At 40.6% G+C, this 23,778-nt stretch carries 24 protein-coding genes; 19 read left to right on the top strand and 5 right to left on the bottom strand.

Annotation, left to right across the window (positions count from 1 at the left end):
- The coding region (locus J4N24_RS21125) for a thiamine pyrophosphate-binding protein (RefSeq protein WP_305795575.1) at positions 1-472 on the bottom strand (472 nt) is incomplete at its 3' end.
- 3 nt (positions 473-475) lie between these two features.
- Complete coding sequence (gene fsa / locus J4N24_RS21130) at positions 476-1,144, bottom strand: fructose-6-phosphate aldolase (RefSeq protein ID WP_207535740.1); 669 nt, start codon at positions 1,142-1,144, stop codon at positions 476-478.
- 334 nt (positions 1,145-1,478) lie between these two features.
- Between fsa and J4N24_RS21135 the strand changes: the two genes are divergently transcribed.
- The 7 genes from J4N24_RS21135 (at position 1,479) to J4N24_RS21165 (ending at position 8,603) form a co-directional block, all read left to right on the top strand.
- Positions 1,479-2,516 carry a LacI family DNA-binding transcriptional regulator gene (locus J4N24_RS21135; RefSeq protein ID WP_207535742.1) on the top strand — a complete coding sequence of 346 codons (1,038 nt, stop codon included), beginning with the start codon at positions 1,479-1,481 and terminating at the stop codon, positions 2,514-2,516.
- Positions 2,517-2,543: 27 nt separating this feature from the next.
- Positions 2,544-3,293, top strand: a complete 750-nt coding sequence (locus J4N24_RS21140; RefSeq protein ID WP_242691761.1) for an SDR family NAD(P)-dependent oxidoreductase — start codon at positions 2,544-2,546, stop codon at positions 3,291-3,293.
- A gap of 22 nt (positions 3,294-3,315) precedes the next feature.
- A complete protein-coding gene (uxuA, locus tag J4N24_RS21145) occupies positions 3,316-4,473 on the top strand; it encodes a mannonate dehydratase (protein WP_369806249.1) in 1,158 nt (385 codons plus the stop codon).
- A gap of 87 nt (positions 4,474-4,560) precedes the next feature.
- Positions 4,561-4,731 carry a DUF6728 family protein gene (locus J4N24_RS21150; protein WP_207535892.1) on the top strand — a complete coding sequence of 57 codons (171 nt, stop codon included), beginning with the start codon at positions 4,561-4,563 and terminating at the stop codon, positions 4,729-4,731.
- Between the two features lie 40 nt (positions 4,732-4,771).
- On the top strand, positions 4,772-5,152 hold the full coding sequence (locus J4N24_RS21155; RefSeq protein ID WP_207535746.1) for a RidA family protein: 381 nt from the start codon (positions 4,772-4,774) through the stop codon (positions 5,150-5,152).
- Between the two features lie 26 nt (positions 5,153-5,178).
- Positions 5,179-7,284 (top strand): ATP-dependent DNA helicase RecG, encoded by a 2,106-nt coding sequence (gene recG, locus J4N24_RS21160; RefSeq protein ID WP_207535747.1) that lies wholly within the window; start codon positions 5,179-5,181, stop codon positions 7,282-7,284.
- A gap of 47 nt (positions 7,285-7,331) precedes the next feature.
- Positions 7,332-8,603, top strand: a complete 1,272-nt coding sequence (locus J4N24_RS21165; protein WP_207535748.1) for an MFS transporter — start codon at positions 7,332-7,334, stop codon at positions 8,601-8,603.
- Between the two features lie 61 nt (positions 8,604-8,664).
- Here the strand turns inward: J4N24_RS21165 and J4N24_RS21170 are convergent, their stop codons facing one another.
- The 3 genes from J4N24_RS21170 to J4N24_RS21180 all read right to left on the bottom strand — a co-directional run bounded on the left by J4N24_RS21170 (position 8,665) and on the right by J4N24_RS21180 (position 11,694).
- Positions 8,665-10,215: an Rne/Rng family ribonuclease gene (locus J4N24_RS21170; protein ID WP_207535749.1), complete on the bottom strand. Its 1,551-nt coding sequence runs from the start codon at positions 10,213-10,215 to the stop codon at positions 8,665-8,667.
- Positions 10,216-10,493: 278 nt separating this feature from the next.
- Positions 10,494-11,339, bottom strand: a complete 846-nt coding sequence (locus J4N24_RS21175; RefSeq protein ID WP_207535750.1) for a tetratricopeptide repeat protein — start codon at positions 11,337-11,339, stop codon at positions 10,494-10,496.
- A 22-nt stretch (positions 11,340-11,361) separates the two neighbouring features.
- Entirely contained in the window at positions 11,362-11,694 is a 333-nt protein-coding gene (locus tag J4N24_RS21180) for an HU family DNA-binding protein (protein ID WP_207424445.1), read from the bottom strand.
- A 162-nt stretch (positions 11,695-11,856) separates the two neighbouring features.
- Between J4N24_RS21180 and mutY the strand changes: the two genes are divergently transcribed.
- From mutY to argH, 12 genes are all read left to right on the top strand, one after another.
- Positions 11,857-12,918, top strand: coding sequence for an A/G-specific adenine glycosylase (gene mutY / locus J4N24_RS21185; RefSeq protein WP_207535751.1), 1,062 nt, complete (start codon positions 11,857-11,859; stop codon positions 12,916-12,918).
- 11 nt (positions 12,919-12,929) lie between these two features.
- Positions 12,930-13,358, top strand: coding sequence for a single-stranded DNA-binding protein (locus J4N24_RS21190; RefSeq protein WP_207535752.1), 429 nt, complete (start codon positions 12,930-12,932; stop codon positions 13,356-13,358).
- 574 nt (positions 13,359-13,932) lie between these two features.
- Complete coding sequence (locus J4N24_RS21195; RefSeq protein WP_207535754.1) at positions 13,933-14,613, top strand: GNAT family N-acetyltransferase; 681 nt, start codon at positions 13,933-13,935, stop codon at positions 14,611-14,613.
- 19 nt (positions 14,614-14,632) lie between these two features.
- Complete coding sequence (argG, locus tag J4N24_RS21200) at positions 14,633-15,820, top strand: argininosuccinate synthase (protein ID WP_207535755.1); 1,188 nt, start codon at positions 14,633-14,635, stop codon at positions 15,818-15,820.
- A gap of 108 nt (positions 15,821-15,928) precedes the next feature.
- Complete coding sequence (argC, locus tag J4N24_RS21205) at positions 15,929-16,915, top strand: N-acetyl-gamma-glutamyl-phosphate reductase (protein ID WP_207535756.1); 987 nt, start codon at positions 15,929-15,931, stop codon at positions 16,913-16,915.
- 61 nt (positions 16,916-16,976) lie between these two features.
- Positions 16,977-18,125 (top strand): aspartate aminotransferase family protein, encoded by a 1,149-nt coding sequence (locus J4N24_RS21210; protein ID WP_207535757.1) that lies wholly within the window; start codon positions 16,977-16,979, stop codon positions 18,123-18,125.
- A gap of 142 nt (positions 18,126-18,267) precedes the next feature.
- The gene (locus tag J4N24_RS21215) at positions 18,268-19,230 is read left to right on the top strand and encodes a Rossmann-fold NAD(P)-binding domain-containing protein (protein ID WP_207535758.1); all 963 of its coding nucleotides are present in this window, start codon (positions 18,268-18,270) and stop codon (positions 19,228-19,230) included.
- On the top strand, positions 19,230-20,018 hold the full coding sequence (argB, locus tag J4N24_RS21220; protein ID WP_207535760.1) for an acetylglutamate kinase: 789 nt from the start codon (positions 19,230-19,232) through the stop codon (positions 20,016-20,018). Before J4N24_RS21215 ends, argB begins: the two co-directional genes overlap by 1 nt.
- Position 20,019: 1 nt before the next feature.
- The gene (gene proC / locus J4N24_RS21225; protein ID WP_207535761.1) at positions 20,020-20,838 is read left to right on the top strand and encodes a pyrroline-5-carboxylate reductase; all 819 of its coding nucleotides are present in this window, start codon (positions 20,020-20,022) and stop codon (positions 20,836-20,838) included.
- Positions 20,838-21,896: a M20 family metallo-hydrolase gene (locus J4N24_RS21230; protein WP_207535762.1), complete on the top strand. Its 1,059-nt coding sequence runs from the start codon at positions 20,838-20,840 to the stop codon at positions 21,894-21,896. The genes proC and J4N24_RS21230 overlap by 1 nt, the downstream gene beginning before the upstream one ends.
- Before the next feature lie 107 nt (positions 21,897-22,003).
- Positions 22,004-22,369 carry a four helix bundle protein gene (locus J4N24_RS21235; protein ID WP_207535763.1) on the top strand — a complete coding sequence of 122 codons (366 nt, stop codon included), beginning with the start codon at positions 22,004-22,006 and terminating at the stop codon, positions 22,367-22,369.
- Positions 22,370-22,396: 27 nt separating this feature from the next.
- Positions 22,397-23,728: an argininosuccinate lyase gene (gene argH, locus J4N24_RS21240; protein ID WP_207535764.1), complete on the top strand. Its 1,332-nt coding sequence runs from the start codon at positions 22,397-22,399 to the stop codon at positions 23,726-23,728.
- Positions 23,729-23,778 lie beyond the last annotated feature (50 nt).

The raw sequence follows: 23,778 nt of genomic DNA on the forward strand, positions 1-23,778 counted from the left end.
CCTGCAATTCACCATCCCCGTGAAGAGTGTAAACGAAAGAATCATCGCCGTTTAATCTTTTAGCTTGCGCTGCACCGATAGCTACTGATAAGCCCTGGCCCAAAGAACCAGAAGCCATACGGATACCCGGAAGACCTTCGTGTGTAGTGGGGTGACCTTGTAACCTGGAGTTCAGTTTACGGAAAGTAGCCAATTCTGCTACATCAAAATATCCAGAGCGAGCAAGTACGCTGTAGAACACCGGAGAAATATGGCCATTAGAAAGGAAGAACAAGTCTTCACCTTTACCATTCATATTAAACTTCGGATCGTGTTTCATGATATGGAAGTACAAGGCTACCAAATAATCGGTACAGCCTAATGAACCTCCAGGGTGGCCCGACTGGCACTGGTGTACCATGCGGACAATATCACGACGTACCTGCGTTGCGATATCTTTTAATTTGTCTATATCAACTTCTAAAACGTTCATGATTTATGCTGTTACAAGTGAAGCAGCCTTTGCATGGTCTGCTAAAAATTGAGCCAATCCGTTATCTGTTAATGGGTGCTTTAATAATGCCAGTATTGGAGCCAAAGGAGCTGTAACTACATCGGCACCAAGTTTAGCGCAATTAATAATATGCATTGGATGACGGGCGGATGCAGCTAAGATTTGAGTAGGATAACCGTAGTTATCAAAAATAGTACGGATGTCTTCGATTAACGTTAGTCCGTCAGTTGAGATATCGTCTAAACGACCAATAAAAGGAGACACATAAGTTGCACCTGCTTTAGCAGCTAACAGAGCCTGACCAGCAGAGAATATTAAGGTACAATTGGTTTTAATTCCTTTTTCAGTGAAGTACTTGATCGCCTTCACCCCATCTTTTATCATCGGAACCTTTACCACAATGCGCTCATGAAGTTTAGCTAATGCTTCACCTTCAGCAATCATTTCTTCGAAAGTTGTAGAAATAACTTCTGCACTTACATCACCATCTGTAATTTCGCAAATAGCTTTGTAATGGTTAATAACATTTTCTTCACCTGAGATTCCTTCCTTCGCCATTAGGCTTGGGTTAGTTGTTACACCATCTAAAACACCTAAATCATGCGCTTCTTTAATTTGAGCGAGGTTAGCGGTATCGATAAAAAATTTCATAATTTGAGTATATATAAAATGAATTGTCTTCTTGACACTTATAATTGATTGCGCTAAGATACAGAATTGAAATTCAGAAAGAAATATTTTTTAATTATTAAATCTTTAAGACTTCCCTTCATTGTGTTAATTTGTTAAGTGCAAAGTAATCAGGCCTATATCAAATGTGCAAACGTTGGCATAAAGAAACACTTATTTTATTTTATTCGCAAATTTAATTCATTTCTGTCCTCGCCGTACTTTCTATGCAACCGATTGCATTGTTGTTTAAGATTTACCTATTTTAGCCATCGAAAGAAATGAACCCGAAATTCAAAACGTAGCTAATCCATTAATGGGAAAGGAAATTACTATCTACGATATAGCAACTAAGCTAAACCTTTCGGCAGCTACTGTAAGCCGGGGGCTAAAAGGCCATCCTTCTATTAGTGCGTCTACCCGGAAGCGGATTGTTGATACTGCAAGAGAATTGGGATATCGCTTTAACAGCTTCGCGAGTAATCTTAGGTTACAACGCACAAATACAATTGGCATCATTGTTCCTCGTCTCAATAGCAATTTTATGTCTGATGCCATTGCAGGAATGGAGAAGGTGGCAAATAAAGCGGGTTATAAAATAATTATTAGTCAATCACTAGAGTCAACTATAAAAGAGACAGAAAACATTAGCACACTGTTTAATGCCAGAGTTGACGGATTGCTGGTTTCGTTGGCTTCCGATACCAGTAGTATCAGTGAATTTGAACAATTCATCAACAGAAATATCCCTGTAGTCTTCTTCGACCGTGTATTTAATCACCCTAAATGTCCAAATATTGTTATTGACAATTATAGGGCGGGATATGAAGCCGCAGATCACCTGTTCCAAAAAGGATGCCGGAGAATTATGCATATAGGCGGGAATCAAACGGGAAAGGTTTATAGAGAACGGTTTGAGGGTTATCAGAAGGCATTAAGAGACCATGGACTTATTGCCTCGGAAGATCTTCTGATAATCAGTCAGCTAAGTTTCGAAGAAGGTACCAGTGCAGCAGTGCAAATCCTGGCTATGAATGAAAAGCCAGATGGAGTGTTCGTTGCTAACGATGCCTGTGCAATTGGCTGCATGCTTGAGTTAAAAAAGCATGGCGTTAAGATTCCGGAAGAGATTGCTTTTGTAGGGTTTAATAATGATCCAATGGCATTGGTAATAGAGCCTAACCTAACAACAATTGACTATCCAGGTGAAGAAATGGGAGAACTTGGAGCTACACTTCTCCTATCCCTACTAAATAACAATAACGACGACAATTTTGAACAAACACTGCTGCTTCCTCACAAGCTAATGGATAGACAGTCCTCTCAAAAAGCAGCATCACTGGAAATAAAATAATCACTAGAAACTAAACAAGAAATATTGATGATAAAACAAGATCAAAAGGTAGCTATAGTTACGGGTGGCGCCTCGGGCATAGGATTAGCAATTGCTAAAGAGTACGTAGCAAATAATATATATACTATCGTCATAGGACGGGATCAGGCTAAGCTTGATAACGCTAAAGGAATGCTCGGAGATCTGTGTGAGACAATTTCATTTGATCTTGGTAAGCTTGATGAAATTCCCGGGCTTGTAGAAGCCATAGTCCAAAGACATGGAAAAATAGATATCCTGGTCAATAATGCTGGGATAAATATGAAGAAGGAATTCTTCGAGGTCACTGATGAGGATTTTATGTCGATAATTCAAACCAATCTTCTTTCAGTTTTTGCCCTGTCAAGAGAGGTTGTAAAGGCAATGCTTCCTAATAAGAGGGGCTGTATTATTAATATCAGTTCAATGGCCGCACAGTACGGCATTCCTAAAGTAATTGCTTATACCGCATCCAAAACTGCCCTTGACGGCATGACGAAAGCTATGGCTGTAGAATTATCACCAAAAGGCATTCGCGTAAATTCAATTGCACCTGGCTTTATTGCAACTGACATGTCGGCAAAAGCACTAAATTCTGATCCTGAACGAAAAAACAAAGTTATGTCGCGGACACCTATGGGTTATCTCGGAGAGCCGAAAGATATCGGAACAACAGCTGTCTTTTTAGCATCAGAAGGGGCTAAATATATTACGGGAACAATTATTCCGGTAGACGGAGGAAATTCTGTTGGTTTCTAAACTTTAATTACTGACTATGTTAATGGAACAAACAATGCGTTGGTTCGGTCCCAACGACCCCGTTAGCTTGCAGGATATAAAGCAAGCCGGATGTACTGGAGTTGTTACGGCTTTGCACCATATCCCGGTAGGTGAAGTATGGACTGTGGAAGAAATCCAAAAAAGACTTGAGGTGATTCACTCTGCAGGTCTGAAATGGACCGTTATTGAAAGTCTTCCTGTGCATGAAGACATTAAAAAGCATTCAGGCAAGTATCGATTGCTTATTGACAACTACAAGAAAAGCCTGACTAATGTAGCTAAGTGCGGCTTGAAAGTGATTACTTACAACTTTATGCCGTTACTTGATTGGATGAGGACCGATCTCAGCTATACTTTAGAAGACGGGAGTAAGGCCCTTTACTTTGAGAAAGCCGCATTTGTTGCATTTGATCTCTTCTTACTGAAAAGACCAGGCGCAGAAGCAGATTATACTGCCGAAGAAATTGCTAAAGCACAGAAACGCTTTCAGCAGATGGATGAAGCTGAACAGCGGCGCCTGTTTAAAACCGCCCTTCAGGCCCTTCCGGGAAGCGATGAACCATTTACAAAAGAAGAAGTTCTTACGGCCCTTAAAACCTACGAGGGAATAAGTCGTGAACAGCTAAAAGAACATCTTTACTATTTTCTAAGAGAGATCACACCGGTTGCTGAAGAAAATGGACTGCAATTAGCTATTCATCCAGACGATCCTCCATTTAGCATTCTTGGTTTGCCCCGAATTCTAAACACTGAAGAAGATGCTCAGGAAATTATAAATGCGGTTCCTAGTCCGGCTAACGGACTCTGTTTCTGCACTGGCTCTTTTGGTGCAAGAGCGGACAATGATTTACCAGGAATGCTTAGACGATTGGGAGACAGTATTCATTTTCTTCACCTGCGAAGCACTCAAAGGGATGCCGAGGGGAATTTCTACGAGGCAAACCATTTGGAAGGGAATACAAACATGTACGAGGTTGTAAAAGAGGTGGTGCTATTAAGCAGGCGCAAGAACATCTCTATTCCAATGAGGCCTGATCACGGGCATCAAATGCTGGATGACCTTCACAAAACAACTTACCCCGGATATTCAGCAATAGGACGTTTAAAAGGATTAGCTGAATTAAGAGGATTGGAAATGGGTATAGACCGTTCAGTCTAAAAAAATGCAGGGGCTCTTTTCTTAAAGGGCATCTGCATTTGTTACAGAGTCAGGAAAACTCCAATTACCAGGCAAACAAATTAGATTTTGAGCTTAAAAGTTTTTTATGTTTGTATTATGTACTTCTTCAGGAAAAAAGATCCAAACAGACCAGAAAGTTTCAACCTGAAAGTGATGCATTTTATAAATGCTACCGCTATTACTGTATTCCTTTTGGGCATTATCTATAAGCTTGTCGAATGGCTGTTCTTCAAATAAAATTCCGTTTTTTTAGAAGTCTTATTTCTTAATATTGAATATGAAGCAAACTATCAATACATCTAAAGCCCCTGCTCCTATTGGTCCGTATAGCCAGGCGATCCTTTCAAATGATACTCTATACGTTTCTGGTCAGATCGCTATTAACCCCGATACAAATGAGCTAGTAATTGATTCAGTTCAGAACGAAACATCACAGGTTTTGGAAAACGTGCGCGCTATTCTTACCGAGGCCGGTTTTACATTTAATGATGTAGTAAAAGCTACCATATTTCTTAGTGACATGAGCTTGTTCCCCGTCGTGAACGAATTATACGGTTCCTGCTTCACTTCAACTTTCCCTGCAAGAGAAACTGTAGCTGTGGCTGGTCTTCCAAAAGGGGTGAATGTTGAAATATCTGTTATTGCAACAAAAGATTAGTCTCTTAACTGAAATTTCTCCTGTTCTTGGCAAATCATACCTTAATAACTCCGATTGAATACCTGAAAGGTGTTGGGCCAAAAAGAGGGGAAATCATCCGAAAAGAACTTGGTATATTCTGCTACGAAGATTTAATTAACTATTTCCCATTCAGATATGTTGACCGTACTAAGTTTTACAAGGTACGGGAACTGAATTCTGACCTTCCCTCCGTTCAGGTACTAGGAAGATTGGTATCTAAAGAACTACATGGAGAAAAGCGCGGCAAACGGCTGGTTGCTACATTAAGAGATGAAACAGGGATAGTGGAACTCATTTGGTTCCAGGGCATCACATGGATTGAGAAATCATTGCAGCCCGGGAACGTCTATATAATCTTTGGGAAACCAAATGAGTTTAACGGAAAGGTCTCCATAGCTCACCCTGAACTGGAGCTTTACAATCCTAATTCAGCCAAAGCTGGGAATTTAAGCCTTCAGCCTGTTTATAATTCTACAGAGAAGCTAAAACAGTTTTCACTGGATACAAAAGGAATACAGAAGCTTCAGGAATCGGCTTTAGAGAGCGTTCTTAATTCTATCGAGGAAACTTTACCAGACTACATTCTTACAAAGTTCAATCTACTGGCGAAGAAAGAGGCAATATTTAACATTCATTTTCCGCCCAATACCCACCTACTGGAGAGGGCAAGAAAACGCCTGAAGTTTGAAGAACTTTTCTTTATTCAACTAAAGCTTTTAAAGAATAAGTTGATTAGAAATCAGCGCTTCCGGGGTCATATCTTTTCCCATGTTGGAGACAAGTTTAATACTTTTTATAGTGAAAAGCTTCCCTTTGATCTAACCAATGCTCAGAAACGGGTGATCAAAGAGATCAGGCAAGACACACAGAGAGGGCACCAGATGAACCGGCTTGTGCAGGGGGATGTGGGAAGTGGTAAAACTGCCGTTGCCCTCGTCAGCATGCTTTTTGCCATTGATAATGGTTTTCAGGCTTGTATGATGGCGCCCACTGAAATCCTTGCCCAGCAGCATTTTCAATCAGTCAAAGGTTTGGTGGGAGATGGGTTTATACACGTTGCGCTGTTAACAGGATCAACACCAAAGAAAGAACGGAAGGTAATTCATCAAAACCTGTTAGAAGGAACCTTGGACATTCTTATTGGAACTCATGCTCTTCTCGAAGACGAAGTTCTATTTAAAAACCTGGGGCTCGCTGTGATCGATGAGCAGCATAGGTTTGGTGTACAACAACGAGCTCGATTATGGAAAAAAAATACAACCCCTCCACATATCCTCGTTATGACAGCCACTCCTATCCCAAGAACATTAGCGATGACTTTATATGGAGATCTGGATGTATCGGTTATTGACGAGCTGCCGGCAGGAAGAAAGCCAATTAAAACAATTCATCTTTTTGAAAATCAACGCCTCAGGATGTTTGGCTTAATACGGCAGGAAATTGCTAAGGGAAGGCAGGTGTATGTGGTTTACCCGTTAATTAAGGAAAGTGAAAAGCTTGATCTTTTACATCTGGAAGCTGGCATAGAGGCTATAAGTCGCGAGTTCCCACTTCCAGACTACAGAATAAGCGTAGTACATGGAAAACTGAAACCGGCAGATAAAGATTTCGAAATGCAACGGTTTGTAAAAGGCGAAACCCAAATAATGGTGGCAACCACAGTAATTGAAGTTGGAGTTAACGTTCCTAATGCAAGTGTAATGATCATTGAGAACTCAGAGCGTTTCGGATTGTCTCAATTACATCAGTTAAGAGGTCGTGTAGGCCGGGGTGCAGAACAGTCTTACTGCATACTAATGAGTAGTAATAAATTAAGCAGGGAAGGGAAGATTCGTCTGGAAACGATGGTTAAAAGCAATGACGGTTTCGAAATTTCAGAAATAGACCTGCAGTTGAGAGGCCCTGGTGACATCGAGGGGACGCAGCAAAGCGGTGTACTAGATCTTAAGATAGCAGATCTTGCGCAGGATCAACAGATCTTACAGGCAGCCAGAGAAGAGGTTATTCAAATCTTTGAAAAAGACCCCGAACTGGCAGACGAAAAAAACCGCCTATTAAGGGAACACTTCTTGAAAAAAGACAAAGCTATTACATGGAATAACATCTCCTAAAACAAGTTTAAGCTAGATTTGTGGTTTTGACATATATCACGATACTTGTGGAGACAGATAGTAATACGCAGATAAAAAAAGACCCATATATATCTCTCAGATATCCGGAATTTAGAGCCTACCTTGGCGTTCGTTTCTTTCTCACCTTCGCATATCAGATACAAGCTGTTGTAATAGGGTGGTATCTCTACAATCTTACTAAAGACCCGCTTTCCCTGGGAATGATTGGTCTTGCAGAAGCTATTCCATCGGTAGGGATAGCGCTGTATGGTGGATACGTTGCAGACAAATCAGAAAAAACCGGAATGCTTAAATGGATCCTTGCCGGGATGTTTCTATCCTCATTGGTTATCTATTTTATTACCCTTCCTGGCACCGCCAGCTATATTAATCATAAACAGGTGGTAGGGATCATATACGTAATGATATTTGTGATAGGTATTGCAAGAGGATTTATGGCCCCTACTGTTTTTTCGCTTATGGCGGCTATTATTCCCAGAGAACATTACCCAAACTCCTCCACATGGAATAGTACTTCCTGGCAAATTGCAACTATTGCCGGTCCCGCTGCAGGGGGGCTAATGTATGCAGGGGTCGGCGTATCGAATACCTTCCTTGTTATTCTCATCCTTTTAGCTGTTTCCTTTGCCTGTGTTATGTTCCTTAAAAAACATCCGGCCCAATTTGTACCGAAGGAAAGTATAACCAAAAGCCTCTCTGAAGGAATACGATTTGTTTTTAATAGCAGAATGATGCTGGGAGCTATGAGCCTCGACTTGTTTTCAGTGTTTTTTGGTGGGGCGGTTGCATTGATACCGGTACTTGCAAAAGAAGTTTTAAATGTTGGGGCGGAGCAATTCGGACTAATGCGAGCAGCTCCGGCTGTAGGTGCAGTATTAACTATGTTAATGATGACAAAGTACCCACCCATGAATAAACCCTGGAGGAACTTATTAATCGCCGTTACAGGCTTCGGTATTTCCATTATAGGTTACGGCTTATCCCGCAACCTATACCTCACACTATTTTTCTTATTCTTTGAGGGTGCTTTTGATTCTGTTAGTGTGATTATTCGTTCCACCATTATGCAATTACTAACGCCAGATGAAATGAGGGGGCGGGTGTCATCTGTGAACTCCATGTTTATCGGGTCTTCAAATGAGCTAGGAGCATTTGAATCAGGGCTATCCGCAAGACTATTAGGGACGGTTCCGGCTATCGTATTCGGAGGAAGTGTTACACTGCTCGTAGTATCGATCACTTATTTAAAAACAAAGAAACTGCTTCCTTTAGGGGTGAAAGAAATACATGCTGGCTAGATAGAGATAGCCAAGAACACTACTATAAAAAAAGAGCGACCCTTGCGGGGTCGCTCTTTTTTTATAACTTGATTTCTTCTTCTTTGGAATTGAGGAAATGAAATTCTGTTAAATAATAAGAAGGTATTGCCTTAACTTTTATCCATTTACCGTAGTTAAAGTACCATCTCATTTGTTTGGAAATAAAGCCTTTCTTTATGTAGGCCTCAATATAAGGATGCACACAAAGAGTAATATTTTTCTCGTTCTGCTCTTTCAAAATGTAATCGAGATTATTCTCGATATCATCCATCAGTACGATACTCGCTTTAATTTCCCCCGTGCCATCGCAGGCAGGGCATTTTTCATTAGTAACGATATTCATCTCAGGACGAACACGTTGTCTTGTTATTTGAACCAGTCCAAACTTACTTGGAGGCAGGATAGTATGTTTAGCACGGTCAAGGGCCATTTGTTCACGCAAGTAATCAAATAACTCCTTTCGGTTGGTTGGCTTGTGCATATCAATAAAATCAATTACCACAATTCCTCCCATGTCTCGCAAGCGAAGCTGACGTGCAATCTCTCTTGCTGCTTCCTTATTTACCTGAAGAGCATTCTCTTCCTGGTTTTCAGGATTTGCTGTTCTGTTTCCACTGTTAACGTCTACCACATGCAGCGCTTCGGTGTGTTCGATCACAAGATAAGCACCACCTGGAAGGTTAACCGTTTTGCCAAAAGCAGCTTTTATTTGCTTCTCAATTCCAAAGTGTTCAAATATCGGTTCGCGGTGTTTATAAAGCTTAACAATCCGCTCCAGTTCCGGAGAGATATCCTGAACATAAGTTCTTATCTCTTCGTAAATGTTAGTATCATTAACATGAATGTTGGTAAAATCTGCGTTCAGAATATCCCTTAAAATAGTGGATGCTCTGCCCATTTCACCTAATATCTTTTTAGAAGGCTCTGTTTTGTCTAGCCGGGTACTGAAAGTTTCCCAGCGGGCAATCAGATCGAGTAGATCTTTCTGTAATTCCTCTACTCCTTTTCCTTCAGAAACTGTACGGATGATTACTCCGAAGTTCCTTGGTTTAATGCTTTCAACAATCTTTTTAAGTCGGCTACGCTCTGTACTACTCTTAATCTTTTTCGAAATGGATATGGTTTCTGAAAAAGGTACCAGTACTACGAACCTACCAGCAATAGATAGGTCTGAACTTAATCGAGGGCCTTTTGTTGAAATTGGTTCTTTGGCTATCTGTACCGGCAATAACATATTGCGGTTCAACACCTCCGAAATTTTACCGGATTTGTTTATGTCCTCCTCCGTTCTGAAACTATCCAGCAGCTTATCCTTATAGCTGCCATTCTTTACTATCTTAGTCAGCTTTATAAGCGACTGAACCTGCGGCCCCAGGTCAAGATAATGCAAAAACGCATCCTTCTCGTAGCCAACGTCCACAAAAGCGGCGTTTAGCCCGGGCATGATCTTTTTTATCCGTCCGAGATAGATATCTCCAACGGCGTAATTATTGTTAATATGCTCGGTGTGAAGTTCTACGAGTTGCTTATCCTGTAGTAAAGCTATAGTCACCCCATTAGGGCTCGAATTAATAATTAATTCCTTTACCAATAGCTACTCAATTAGTGGCGGGGATCCGCCAAACGTACAACACCAGAATAATTAAACACAAGAACCCCCATGCTTAAGGCCTGGAGGTCTTATACGTTTTGAGTCAATAGTATGAGAGCTTTGAGAATTTCCCGTTACTCCGCACTCCAAACTCCAAACTACCTATTTTTTCTTGTGTCTATTTTTTCTTAAACGTTTTTTACGTTTGTGGGTAGCCATTTTATGTCTTTTTCTTTTTTTACCGCTTGGCATAGCTTTTAAATTTTAATGTTTTATAATTATTTAATTCTTAATTCTTGCAATTTCTTGTCAACCAACTTATCAACTGATGGATCGGCTGCAAGTTCCTTACCTTTTGTATAAGCAGTTATCGCATTTTCTTTATCACCCAAACTTTCGTAAGCCATAGCCAGGTAAAGCCATGTTTCTGGTTTGGACTCATTTTTTAATACCGTTTTAAAGCGGTTTACTGCTTTATCGAACTGACCTGACTTCATAGAGAACAAGCCAAGGTTCATATTTGCACTTATGTTTTCCGGGTCTTTAGCTACTACTTCACGTAGCAATTGAATTCCCTGCATTGGATTCGGGGTACCACTCACGTAAGCTACTCCAAGTCCAGTCTTTGCATCAAGGCTCTCAGGTTGCTGTTCAACAGCCTTTTGATAAGCAGCAATTGCTTTTTGAACTAATGCTGGTTGAGTGATTGTGTCCTGAGTATTTTGATACGCGGTTGTAAATAAATTCCCTGTTTTAATCCAGTCTTCATAAGACTTGGTTGAATTGGCAACTTCTTCGTAATAAAGTGCTGCCGGAGCTGGAATATTTACATCGTCCCATGTCTGAGATAACTGCTTTTGCAACTGAACTTTCTCGGATCCAGACGCTACTTTAAGCTTACTTTCAAGATCATTGATCTGCTGTGCAAGATCAGTGCTAAGAGTTTGTTTTGCTGCTTCAGAAATACTTTCAATTGAAAGTGTTTGAACCTGCGAAGCGCCTTCGGCTGCTTCTCCGGCGTGTTGCCCCTCTTCTTTAACTAAACCTTTAATGTCTAATGAAAACAATAGCCCCATCAGTAATGCCACCAATCCAATAACTGCTATTTGTTTTCCTTTGAGCATCTATTGTGCGTGTGTGTGTTGTTTATGCTTCTGCGTTTGCTTCTGCCTCGGCTGCAGCTGCAGCTAATTTTGTAACGTTACCGTTTTTAACTTTCTCAACAAATACTTTTGCCGGTTTGAAACTTGGAACGAAGTGCTCCGGAATAATGATAGCTGTATTCTTAGAAATGTTGCGTGCTGTTTTTGTTGCCCTTTTCTTAACTACAAAGCTCCCAAAACCTCTAACGTACACATTTTCACCTTGTACCATTGAATTTTTCACCACTTTAAAAAACGCTTCTATCGCTTCTTGTACATCTAACTTCTCTATACCAGTTTTACCTGAGATCTCTGCGATAATTTCTGCCTTAGTCATGTCTTATTGAGTTAAACTATTTCGTAAACACTTAATTGTTTTGGGGTTGCAAAAGTATTGCTTTAAATCGAATTCATAAAATAAACTCAATTTTTTTTTGAGAGCACCGTTTTAGCACCTGCTTTCTACCTTTGCAGATCGCTTTACAGTTAACGATAACAGATGAGTTTCATTACTGATATAATTGCCTGGTACGAGAAGAATAAACGGGATCTTCCCTGGAGAAAAACCAGGGATCCTTATGTGATCTGGCTTTCCGAAATCATATTGCAGCAAACAAGAGTAGAGCAAGGAATGCCCTATTTTTACCGCTTTGCGGAACGCTTTCCTACTGTAGCAGATTTCGCTGAAGCTCAGGAAGATGAGATATTGAAGCTCTGGCAGGGACTAGGCTATTATTCGCGGGGACGGAACATGCATAAAACAGCCCAGCTGGTGATGGAAGAACATGGCGGATACTTTCCCAACCAATACGACCAACTTATTAAACTGAAAGGGATTGGTGATTACACTGCTGCGGCAATTTCATCCTTTTCAGCCGATGAACCCAAGGCCGTTGTTGATGGAAACGTGTTTCGCTTACTGGCAAGATATTTCGGAGTCGAAGAGCCAATAAATTCATCAAAAGCAAAGAAAATCTTTACGGAATTAGCTAATGAAATGATTGATAAGGCACGGCCCGGATTAAGTAATCAGGCTCTGATGGAATTTGGATCGTTACAATGCCGACCCAAGAATCCATTTTGTGATACCTGCCCTTTGCAGCTTTCCTGTGTAGCCTTCGGGAAAGGACTTGTAAACACTTTACCCATAAAACTTAAAAAGGTTCAAACTAGAAACCGGTACTTCAATTATTTGATCTGCCGAAAAGGCGAGCATGTTCTTTTCAACAAGAGAGGCCCTAATGACATCTGGCAAAACCTGCACGAGTTTCCACTTATCGAAACTAACGCCCCCGTCGATCCTCTAATTATGCTAAAGTCTAACGAGTTCGAGCAGCTTTTTGGAAAAAAAGTGATACTGACAGGGCAGTATGGCCCGGTGAAACATATCTTAAGTCACCAAAAATTACACGTAAATTTTATATTTATTGATGAGTTTGAGGAGCATTTCAAAGAGAAAAAAAACTGGTTTTTCACAGATATTGAGACACTTGAACAGTTTGCTATGCCGAAAATCATTTTTTCTTTTCTAAATATATTTCCTACATTGAAAAAATCTTAAATCTAAATCTAATGTCAGGAGTAAACAAAGTTATTCTGGTTGGACATTTGGGAAAAGATCCTGAAATCCGCCATTTAGAAGGGAACACATCCGTTGCCACTTTTACTTTAGCAACCTCAGAATCCTACACAAACAAACAGGGACAGCGAGTTGAGCAAACCGAATGGCACAACATCGTTGCATGGAGGGGGCTGGCAGATATTGCTGCGAAGTACCTGCAGAAAGGCAAACAGGTGTATGTAGAGGGAAAGATCAGAAGCAGATCATATGACGACAAAGACGGCAACAAGAGGTATGTTACCGAAATCATTGCAGAGAACATGACCTTATTGGGCAAGAAAGAAGGCGAAAACAGTCCAGCCTCTACCGCAGCAGGACAGCAGAGACAGGACGAATTAAGCAGCATTCACAACTCAGTTAATGACGACCTTCCCTTTTAAAATCCTTTAAAAATTGAATCTAAAAGCCATATAGAGAACTATGTGGCTTTTTTTAAAATCCCCCTAATACCTGCAGGTTCTACTGCCTGATTTTTCCGACTTTAAAAATCGCCTCATTGTCAATTCCTTAGTCGCTCCATTCAATCCTTCCCGCCCCGTTATTATTCATCTTCGAATGATCATTGGGAAAAAGCAAATTCCTCTCCTGTAATTTCTTGACTCCCAAATGAATAAAAAATTTTATTTCAACTTGTAATACTTGTTTTTTTATCAATACTTTTGCATCGCTTTAAACTAATTATTGCACTGTAAGTCAAAGACAGAAATGAACGTATCAATTTTAAATATCACAACAGCTGAACAGCCGAAAAACGGCTTTGTATGCGTTATGGTACGTCCACGCTTCAGTGACAAACTCATCTTTCGTCCCCGACGACCGTTCATGCCCAGATTTTGATTTCTGATTTGGCAGCCCTTTTGATGTACCGTTTCGGTAAAATAATAATTAACAATTTTTCTGGCACCTTAAAGACAACTATTAAAGTCTTATTCCGTATAAGCGGATTTTGAAAAAATGAACGTAAACGATTTCTCTATAGTAGTAGCATCTGACGCGCATACAGGATATGCAGAACAGATTTGTGATGAAATGGCTGAATCGGCAAAAGCTCGGGGAACCGGTATTGCGCGTCGTAGCCCACAGTATGTAGCAGATAAAATGCGTGAAGGGAAAGCCGTGATTGCTTTGCATAACGACGGTACCTGGGCAGGGTTTTGCTATATAGAGACCTGGAGTCATGAACAGTTTGTAGCCAATTCAGGCTTGATTGTTAATCCTGCTTTCAGGAAAGCAGGGCTGGCAAAAGCCATCAAGAAGCGAATTTTTGAACTTTCAAGAGAAAAATACCCAGACGCAAAGATATTCGGATTAACAACCGGCTTGGCTGTAATGAAAATTAACTCTGAGCTAGGATACGAGCCTGTAACCTATTCAGAACTTACACAGGATGATAATTTCTGGAAGGGATGCCAAAGCTGTGTTAATTACGAGATCTTAACCATGAAGGGTCGTAAGAACTGTCTCTGTACAGCGATGCTTTATGATCCAGTTGAAAAACAACAACAGGAGGAAGAAAAAGCCGCACCTGTAAAAGAACAGGAAATGACCCATAAAGCGAACTTGCTTGAACGTATTGAAGATTCAATTAAACGTTCTGTAAAATCTATAGCATTTTTATCAACTCTTATTCCCTAAATAGAATACCCTCTAAAAAATGAAGAAGAAAGTAGTTTTAGCCTTTAGCGGTGGTTTAGATACATCTTATTGTGCTATTTACCTGTCTAAAGACTTAAATCTTGAAGTACACTCTGTAATTGTAGACACTGGTGGCTTCACTAAAGAAGAACTTGAGCATATTGAAAAACGTGCTTATGCTTTAGGTGTTGCTTCTCACCACGCTGTTGATGCTGTAAAAGGATATTATGAAAGTGCAATTCGTTATCTGATTTATGGTAACGTTTTAAAGAATAACACTTACCCTCTTTCTGTAAGTGCAGAACGTGTAACTCAAGCTACTGCAATTGCTGAATACGCGAAGCAAATTGGGGCAGATTATGTTGCTCATGGTTCAACAGGTGCGGGTAATGATCAGGTTCGTTTCGACATGATCTTTAACATTCTTTGTCCTCAGGTTGGTATCATTACTCCTATCCGTGATTTAAAATTGTCTCGTGAGGCAGAAATTGAATATTTAAAATCGCATGGAGTGGAGTTCAACTTCGAGAAAGCGGCTTATTCAATTAATAAAGGTATTTGGGGAACTTCTGTAGGAGGAAAAGAAACTCTTAAATCAAAAGGAGTTCTTCCTGAGGAAGCATGGCCTACTCAGGTTACTAAATCAGATGCAGAAGAGGTTGTACTTGAATTTGACAAAGGTGAATTAGTAGGAATAAACGATAAGAAATTCGACCATCCTACTGATGCGATCAAAGAATTACAAACGTTAGCTGGCCCTTTTGGTATAGGTCGCGATGTACACGTTGGTGATACAATAATTGGCATCAAAGGGCGCGTAGGATTTGAGGCGGCAGCGCCAATGGTGATCCTTAAAGCTCACCATGCTTTAGAAAAACATACCTTAACTAAATGGCAGTTAAGCTGGAAAGACCAGTTAGCTAACTTCTATGGTACCTGGATGCATGAAGGCCAGTTCCATGATCCTGTTATGCGTAATATGGAGGCATTCCTTACCGACTCCCAGAAGACGGTTTCGGGAAAAGTGTTCGTTCAATTACAACCTTACCGTTTCCAGATTATTGGCATCGAGTCGGCCCACGACTTAATGGCTAGCAAATTCGGAAGTTATGGAGAGATGAACGAAGGCTACACTGGTGAAGACGTAAAAGGCTTCTCTAAGATCTTTGGAAATCAGGTGAAGATTTTCCATAACGTAAACTCCTAGTTCCCTAGCAAAATTGCCTGAAAGGCATTTGAAGTAGGCTCTAATATAATGAAGAAGAGGATATGATTATCCTCTTCTTCAATCCTTAAAATCTTAATGACAGAATCAATGTCGAATAAAATTAAAGCAGGTATTGTTGGTGGAGCAGGTTATACCGGAGGCGAATTACTACGTATTCTTGTAAACCATCCAAACGTTGAAATTGCCTTTGTTAATAGCAATAGTAACGCCGGTAACTTTATCTACGATGTTCACACTGATCTAATCGGCGATACTGATCTTAAATTTACCAGTGACCTTTCCCAGGATATAGACGTACTCTTCCTATGTGCTGGTCACGGCGATGCCAGGAAGTTTTTGGAAGCAAATCCGGTTAACGATAAAATCAAGATCATAGACCTTTCTCAGGATTTCAGATTGGGAAAAGCTTCTGGTATCGCAAACAAAGCATTCGTTTACGGTTTACCCGAGCTTAATAGAGAAAGAATAAAATCTGCTCAAAATATAGCTAATCCAGGTTGTTTCGCTACTTGCCTGCAATTAGCGTTACTTCCTTTGGCAAAAGCCGGACTGCTAAACAAAGAGGTTCATATCTCCGCAACTACAGGCTCGACCGGCGCAGGACAAAGCCTTTCTTCAACTTCTCACTTCAGCTGGAGAAATAACAATCTGTCGGTTTACAAAGCCTTCAGTCATCAGCATTTGAAAGAGATTGGTGAAAGTATTCATCAGCTTCAACCAACTTTTGCTGAAGAGATCAACTTTGTTCCTTACCGGGGTGACTTTACCCGAGGCATCATGGCCTCGATTTACACAGAATCAGATTTAAGCCAGGAGGACCTGGAGAATCTATACGAACAATATTATGCAGGACATGAGTTTACTCACGTTAGCAAAAAGAATATCGACCTAAAACAGGTTGTAAATACTAACAAGTGTTTAGTTCATGTAGAGAAACACGGAAACAAAGTACTGATACTAAGCATTATCGATAACTTATTAAAAGGGGCATCCGGACAAGCAGTTCAAAATATGAACCTTATGTTTGGATTAGACGAGAGAGCAGGATTAAGACTGAAGGCAGCAGCGTTTTAACCCCCTATCCCCCTGAAGGGGGAAATTAAAAGCTCCCGAAAGGGAATGGAGGACTCTCATTATGAATCTTTTTGATGTTTACCCAATCAACGCGATTGAGATTGTAAAAGGGCAAGGCAGCCTTGTTTGGGACAGTAAAGGCCAAGAATATTTAGACTTATATGGCGGCCACGCTGTAATTTCTATCGGACATACTCATCCTCATTATGTTGAACGAGTTACGGAACAACTAAATAAGCTTGGCTTTTATTCCAACTCTGTTGAAATTCCATTGCAACAGGCATTGGCTCAAAAACTGGGACAAGTTTCAGGAAAAGAAGACTATAGCTTATTTCTGATCAGCTCCGGCGCCGAGGCAAATGAAAATGCTTTGAAGCTTGCTTCATTTTATAACGGACGTAAGAAAGTAATCGCTTTCAAAGGTGCCTTTCACGGTCGTACCTCTTTGGCTGTTTCTACTACCGATAATCCAAAAATTGTTGCTCCCGTAAACGAGACTGATAACATTATTTTCCTTCCTCATAATGATGAATCTGCATTAGAGCAGGCTTTTATCCAGTTTGGGAACGAAATATCATCAGTGATCATTGAAGGTATACAGGGTGTTGGAGGAATAAAGGTTGCCACTCAAGGCTTCCTTCAAAAGATCCGTTCACTTTGTGATCAATATAACGCTGTTTTTATAGCCGACTCTGTTCAGGATGGATATGGAAGAACTGGTCAGTTCTACGCACACGATTGGGCAAGTATAAATGCAGATATTTATACGATGGCTAAAGGTATGGGCAACGGGTTTCCAATTGGAGCAATTTCAATTGCACCTAAATTTAAACCATGGCATGGAATGCTGGGAACCACATTTGGTGGGAACCACCTGGCTTGCGCGGCAGCGTTAGCTGTTCTGGAAGTTATTGAAGAAGATAATCTGCTTCAAAATGCTTCCACGGTTGGATCGTACCTTATTGAAGAATTGAATAAGTTCAGTCAGATTAGAGAAGTTAGAGGTCGCGGATTAATGATTGGTATTGACCTTCCAGAAGAGCTGAGCCACGTTAAAAAAGAGCTTCTATTTAAGCATCATATTTTTACCGGCGAAGCAAAACCGAATGTGATCAGATTACTTCCTGCGCTTAACTTGAGTAAAGCTCATGCTGATCGTTTCCTCGAGTCGTTCAGCACAATATTGAAAGCTGCAGAAGTAAGCGCTTAAAAACAGGGGCTTTCCCATTAATAAAATAAGAGCTATGCTTCCGACTGCTTAAAGCTTCGGAGCATAGCTTTTTTTATAATTTTGCCTTAAGGCTTTTGCAGGAAGCGTTCACCTTTCTGCTTTTACCTTTCACCTCAAAGAAATGAAACAATTCACCTCAGTACACGACGTTGCTAACGTTCCTGCTATTGTACAGGAAGCTTTAACACTTAAAAAAGATCCTTTTGCTCATCAGCATTTAGGAAAAAATAAAACCATCGGACTAATCTTCCTTAATCCTAGTCTTCGCACGCGCTTAAGTACTCAGAAAGCCGCTCTTAATTTAGGTATGACTCCAATTGTGATGAATATTGACAAAGAGGGATGGGCCCTGGAGACACGGGATGGAGTAGTGATGAATGGTACCACTGTTGAACATATCCGCGAAGCAGCTGGGGTAATGGGCGAGTATTGCGATATTCTGGGAATTCGTTCTTTCCCGTCCCTAAAAGATAAAGAAGAAGACTATAGTGAAGATATCTTCAATAAGTTTATAAAATATAGTGGTTTGCCGGTTGTTAGCTTAGAGAGTGCCACTCGTCACCCTCTGCAAAGCCTTGCCGACCTTGTAACAATAGAGGAATACAAGAAAACGGCGAAACCAAAGGTTGTTTTAACTTGGGCTCCTCACGTGAAACCGCTTCCTCAGGCTGTTCCAAATTCGTTCGCGGAATGGATGTGCAAAGCTCAGGAAGAAGGGATGATCGATTTTGTGATCACGCATCCTGAAGGATATGAATTAGCTGAGCAGTTTACTCCGGGGGCAACCATCACCTACAATCAAGACGAAGCTTTAGCAGGTGCCGACTTTATCTATGTAAAAAACTGGTCGAGCTACAAAGATTACGGCAAGATCCTGACAGAAGGCGAAGGCTGGATGATGAACCAGGAAAAGCTAAAGATCACCAACAGTGGCAAAGTAATGCATTGTTTACCAGTACGGAGAGACCTCGAGCTCGGATCGGATATTTTAGACAGTGAAGATTCTTTAGTTATCAAAGAAGCAGCAAATCGCGTCTGGGCAGCCCAAGCTGTTCTTAAAGGCATACTGGAGGGCATACAATAATGAAGCCTCTTTATGTTATTAAAATTGGCGGTAATGTTATAGATAACTCTGAAAATCTTCATTACTTCCTGAATGATTTTGCTTCCCTTGACGGATATAAGATCCTGATCCATGGAGGCGGTAAAATTGCGACGGACCTTTCTCATACCATGGGGATTGAACCAAAAATGGTCGACGGGCGAAGAATTACAGACATCGAAACTTTAAGGGTGGTAACTATGGTTTACGCAGGCCTAATCAATAAAAATATTGTAGCTCAATTACAACGGTTTTCCTGTAATGCTATTGGTTTAACAGGTGCAGATGCAAACTTGATCAGGGCAGCACGCCGACCTGTTAAAGATATTGATTATGGGTTTGTTGGAGATTTAAACCCCTACTCTGTAGACAGCCAAAAACTAGCTGCGTTGCTTGAAACGGCAGTTGTTCCTGTATTTTCAGCAATTACGCACGATGGAGAAGGACAACTTTTAAATACCAATGCCGATACAATTGCTTCTTCTATAGCCGTTGCAATGTCAGGCCTTTATAAAACCAGTCTTGTCTATTGCTTTGAGAAGAAAGGAGTATTAAGAGACGTAAACAGTGATGAGTCTGTCATCAGAGAAATAAGTTCTTCTGAGTTTGCAGGATTAAAAGCTGACAATGTAATTGCAGGAGGGATGCTTCCAAAACTAGAAAATGCATTTAAGGCAATCAATAGCGGAGTGAGCGAAGTTTACATCGGTAAGTCCGATGAGCTCCCTTATTTAAATGAACAAAGTTTTGGAACAAGATTATTTGAATAACATGAATTTAGAAGGAAACATCGCAATACTTGGAAGCGGAAACATGGGTTTAGCTTTCGCTGATGGTTTAGTAAAATCAAAGACTTATAAATCATCCCAAATAACTTTAACTCGCAGGAGCATCGAAAACCTGTCTGTTCAGAAACTCCAGGGATACTCAACTACCACTAACAATTATGAAGCAGTCGCAAACGCTTCAATTATTGTTCTGGCCGTACTTCCACAACAATTGAATGCACTTTTGGCAGAAATCAAAGACGCCATAGATGTTAAAAAGCATTTAATTATCTCAGTTGTAACTGGAGTTGCATGTAAAGATATTAAAACTCACCTTTCTGATGACATACAGGTAGTTCGCGCTATGCCTAACACGGCGATATCCATAGGACAATCCATGACCTGTATAACTACCGATAATGCGGCTCAGGGTAATGTAGATCTGACAAAGCAACTTTTTGAAACAGTTGGCTCTGTAGTTCAGATAAATGAAGAATTGATGTCTTCAGCTACAGCTTTATGTGCAAGTGGAATCGCGTTCTTTTTAAGATCGATCAGGGCAGCATCCCAGGGTGGAGTTGAAATCGGCTTTCATGCAGAAGACGCTCTTAAAATGGCCGTGCAAACAGCGAAAGGTGCTGCCGACTTATTACTGGCCCATGGATCGCATCCTGAACATGAAATTGACAAGGTAACGTCCCCGAAAGGCTGTACAATTGCGGGACTAAATGAAATGGAACATAATGGCTTTAGCGCTGCATTAATTAAGGGTATTAAACTAGCCTCAGTTAAAGCTGCCGGACTATATAAGGATACCAACTAATGTCAAAGCAATTCGCTGAAGATAGCATTGGCCTTTTAAGGACGTTGATCGCAATTCCATCTTTTTCGCGAGAAGAAGATAAAACGGCAGACGCTATTGCAGATTTTTTTCAAAGAAGCGGCCTGGAACCTAATAGACAGGGAAATAATATCTGGGCTTTTAATAAATACTACGATCCTGCCCAACCCACTATCCTGTTAAATTCTCACCACGATACTGTAAAGCCAAACGCTGGTTATAGCAGGGATCCTTTCTCTGCGGATATAGAAGACGGCAAACTATACGGCTTGGGAAGTAATGATGCAGGGGGATGCCTTGTGTCACTTATTGCAACCTTCCGGCATTTCTACCATCAGGAAAACCTGAAATATAACTTGTGTATGGCTGCTACGGCAGAAGAAGAGGTTTCTGGAAAGAATGGGATTGAAGCTCTCGTGCCTGCGCTTGGCCCTTTAGATTTTGCCATCGTGGGCGAACCTACCTTGATGGACCTCGCTATTGCAGAAAGAGGCTTAATCGTTCTGGACTGCGTGGCAAATGGAAAGGCAGGACACGCTGCAAGAGAAGAAGGTGAAAACGCTATATACAAGGCATTAAAAGACATCGAGTGGTTCAGAACTTATAAGTTTCCAAAAGAATCAGAATTATTCGGGCCAACAAAAATGTCGGTTACAGTAATTAATGCCGGTTCTCAACACAATGTAGTGCCAGCACAATGCACATTTACAGTAGATGTCCGCGTAACGGATGCTTATCGGAATGAAGAAGTTGTTGAGATAGTAAAACGGCATGTTTCATGTGATGTTACCCCTCGCTCAACTCGCTTAAAGCCTTCTTCAATAAGCAAGGATCATCCATTTGTACAAGCCGGTTTGGCTTTGGGAAGGAAAACATATGGATCGCCCACAACAAGTGATCAGGCTTTACTGGATATCACCTCTGTAAAGATAGGTCCAGGTGACAGCGCCAGATCTCATTCAGCTGATGAATTTATTTACGTAAACGAAATCTATGAAGGGGTGGAGCTTTATATAAAGATGCTGGAAAAACTTATTTGATTTACGAATTACGATTTTAGATTTACGATTCCTAGAAATTTCACCAATTTGCATACCGAAATACTAACAAAATTAGTAAGTCACAATCACTATATAGCAAATCTCCGATGGATAAAGAAATACTAAAGAAACGAACAAAAGCTTTTTCTATAGAAATAGCTCATTTAGTACAATCTTTACCTTTTAATATCATTAACAAGGATTATTCAAATCAAATCATACGCTGTTCTAGTTCTGTAGGAGCTAATTACAGAGCGGCATGCAGGGCGAAATCAAAGGCAGATTTCATTAATAAGCTAAAGATCGTTGAAGAGGAACTAGACGAAAGCATGTTCTTTCTTGAACTTTTAGTCGAATTCAATCAGGATCAAAAGACAACAATTATTAAAACCTGGAAGGAAGCTAACGAACTTCTTTCTATCATTGTATCTTCAATTACAACACTGCGGAAGGCAATGGCAAGTCAATCGTAACTCGTAAATCTAAAATCGTAAATCCAAATGAAGCTTTGGCAAAAAGATAAACAGGTAGAAAAATCAGTAGAAACATTCACTGTTGGAAGAGACAGGGAGCTTGATGCAGAGATGGCTGCGTTTGACGTGCTGGGATCTCTTGCTCATACCCGTATGCTCGAAAGCATAAACCTACTTAGCAAAGAAGACTTACTTGCAGTTCAGAAAGAACTAAAAAATATCTATAAAGAAATTGAAGCCGGGGAGTTTGTGATTGAAGATGGAGTAGAAGATGTTCACTCTCAGGTAGAGCTATTACTTACGCAACGGATAGGCGAAGCCGGTAAAAAGATCCATAGCGGACGCTCACGCAATGACCAGGTGCTGGTTGATCTAAAACTGTATTTCAGAAGTCAGATTCAGCGCACTGTAGAGAACACCGAGGTTCTTTTTAAGCAACTAATCTCTCTTAGCGAAGAACACAAGGAAAAATTGCTTCCTGGTTATACGCACCTTCAAATTGCCATGCCCTCCTCCTTTGGCCTATGGTTTGGAGCATATGCAGAAAGTCTGGTTGATGATCTGGAACTGATGCTGGCTGCATGGAAGGTTTGCAATAAAAATCCTCTTGGTTCAGCAGCTGGTTACGGATCTTCTTTTCCTTTAAACCGGACCATGACTACTCAGTTGCTCGGTTTCGAAGCATTGAATTATAATGTGGTTTATGCCCAGATGGGAAGAGGAAAAACGGAGCGTATCCTTGCTCAGGCAATGTCATCCATCGCTGCAACCTTAGCCAAGTTCTCCATGGACATCACCCTGTTCATTAATCAAAATTTTGGCTTTATCAGTTTTCCTGATGAGCTGACTACCGGTTCGAGCATTATGCCTCATAAAAAGAACCCTGATGTTTTTGAACTAATGCGTTCCCGCTGTAATAAAATACAAGCATTACCGAATGAAATTGCTTTGATGACCACCAACCTTCCTTCTGGTTATCACCGCGATCTGCAATTGCTAAAGGAAAATCTATTCCCCGCTTTTCAGTCGCTAAATGAATGTCTCGAAATGGCTGCCTTCATGTTGCAGAATATTACAGTTAAAGATGGCATACTAAAGGATGAGAAATATTTGTACCTATTCAGTGTGGAGGCTGTAAATGAAGAAGTGTTAAAAGGAATGCCTTTCAGAGAAGCCTATAAAAAGGTAGGATATGAAATTGAAAAAGGTGAATTCAAAGCTCCTGAAAAAGTAGCGCATACGCATGAAGGAAGCCTGGGCAATCTTTGCAATACTCAGATCAAAGACTTATTCAATCATACGCTAAAAAACTTCAACTTCTCAAAGGTTGAAACTGCTATTCAAGAGTTACTGAAATAGAACATTTAGCAGAAATATCAATAAGGGCAGAAGATCGATCTTTTGCCCTT

This window comes from Desertivirga arenae (genome assembly GCF_017355785.1).
Classification (GTDB): domain Bacteria; phylum Bacteroidota; class Bacteroidia; order Sphingobacteriales; family Sphingobacteriaceae; genus Desertivirga; species Desertivirga arenae.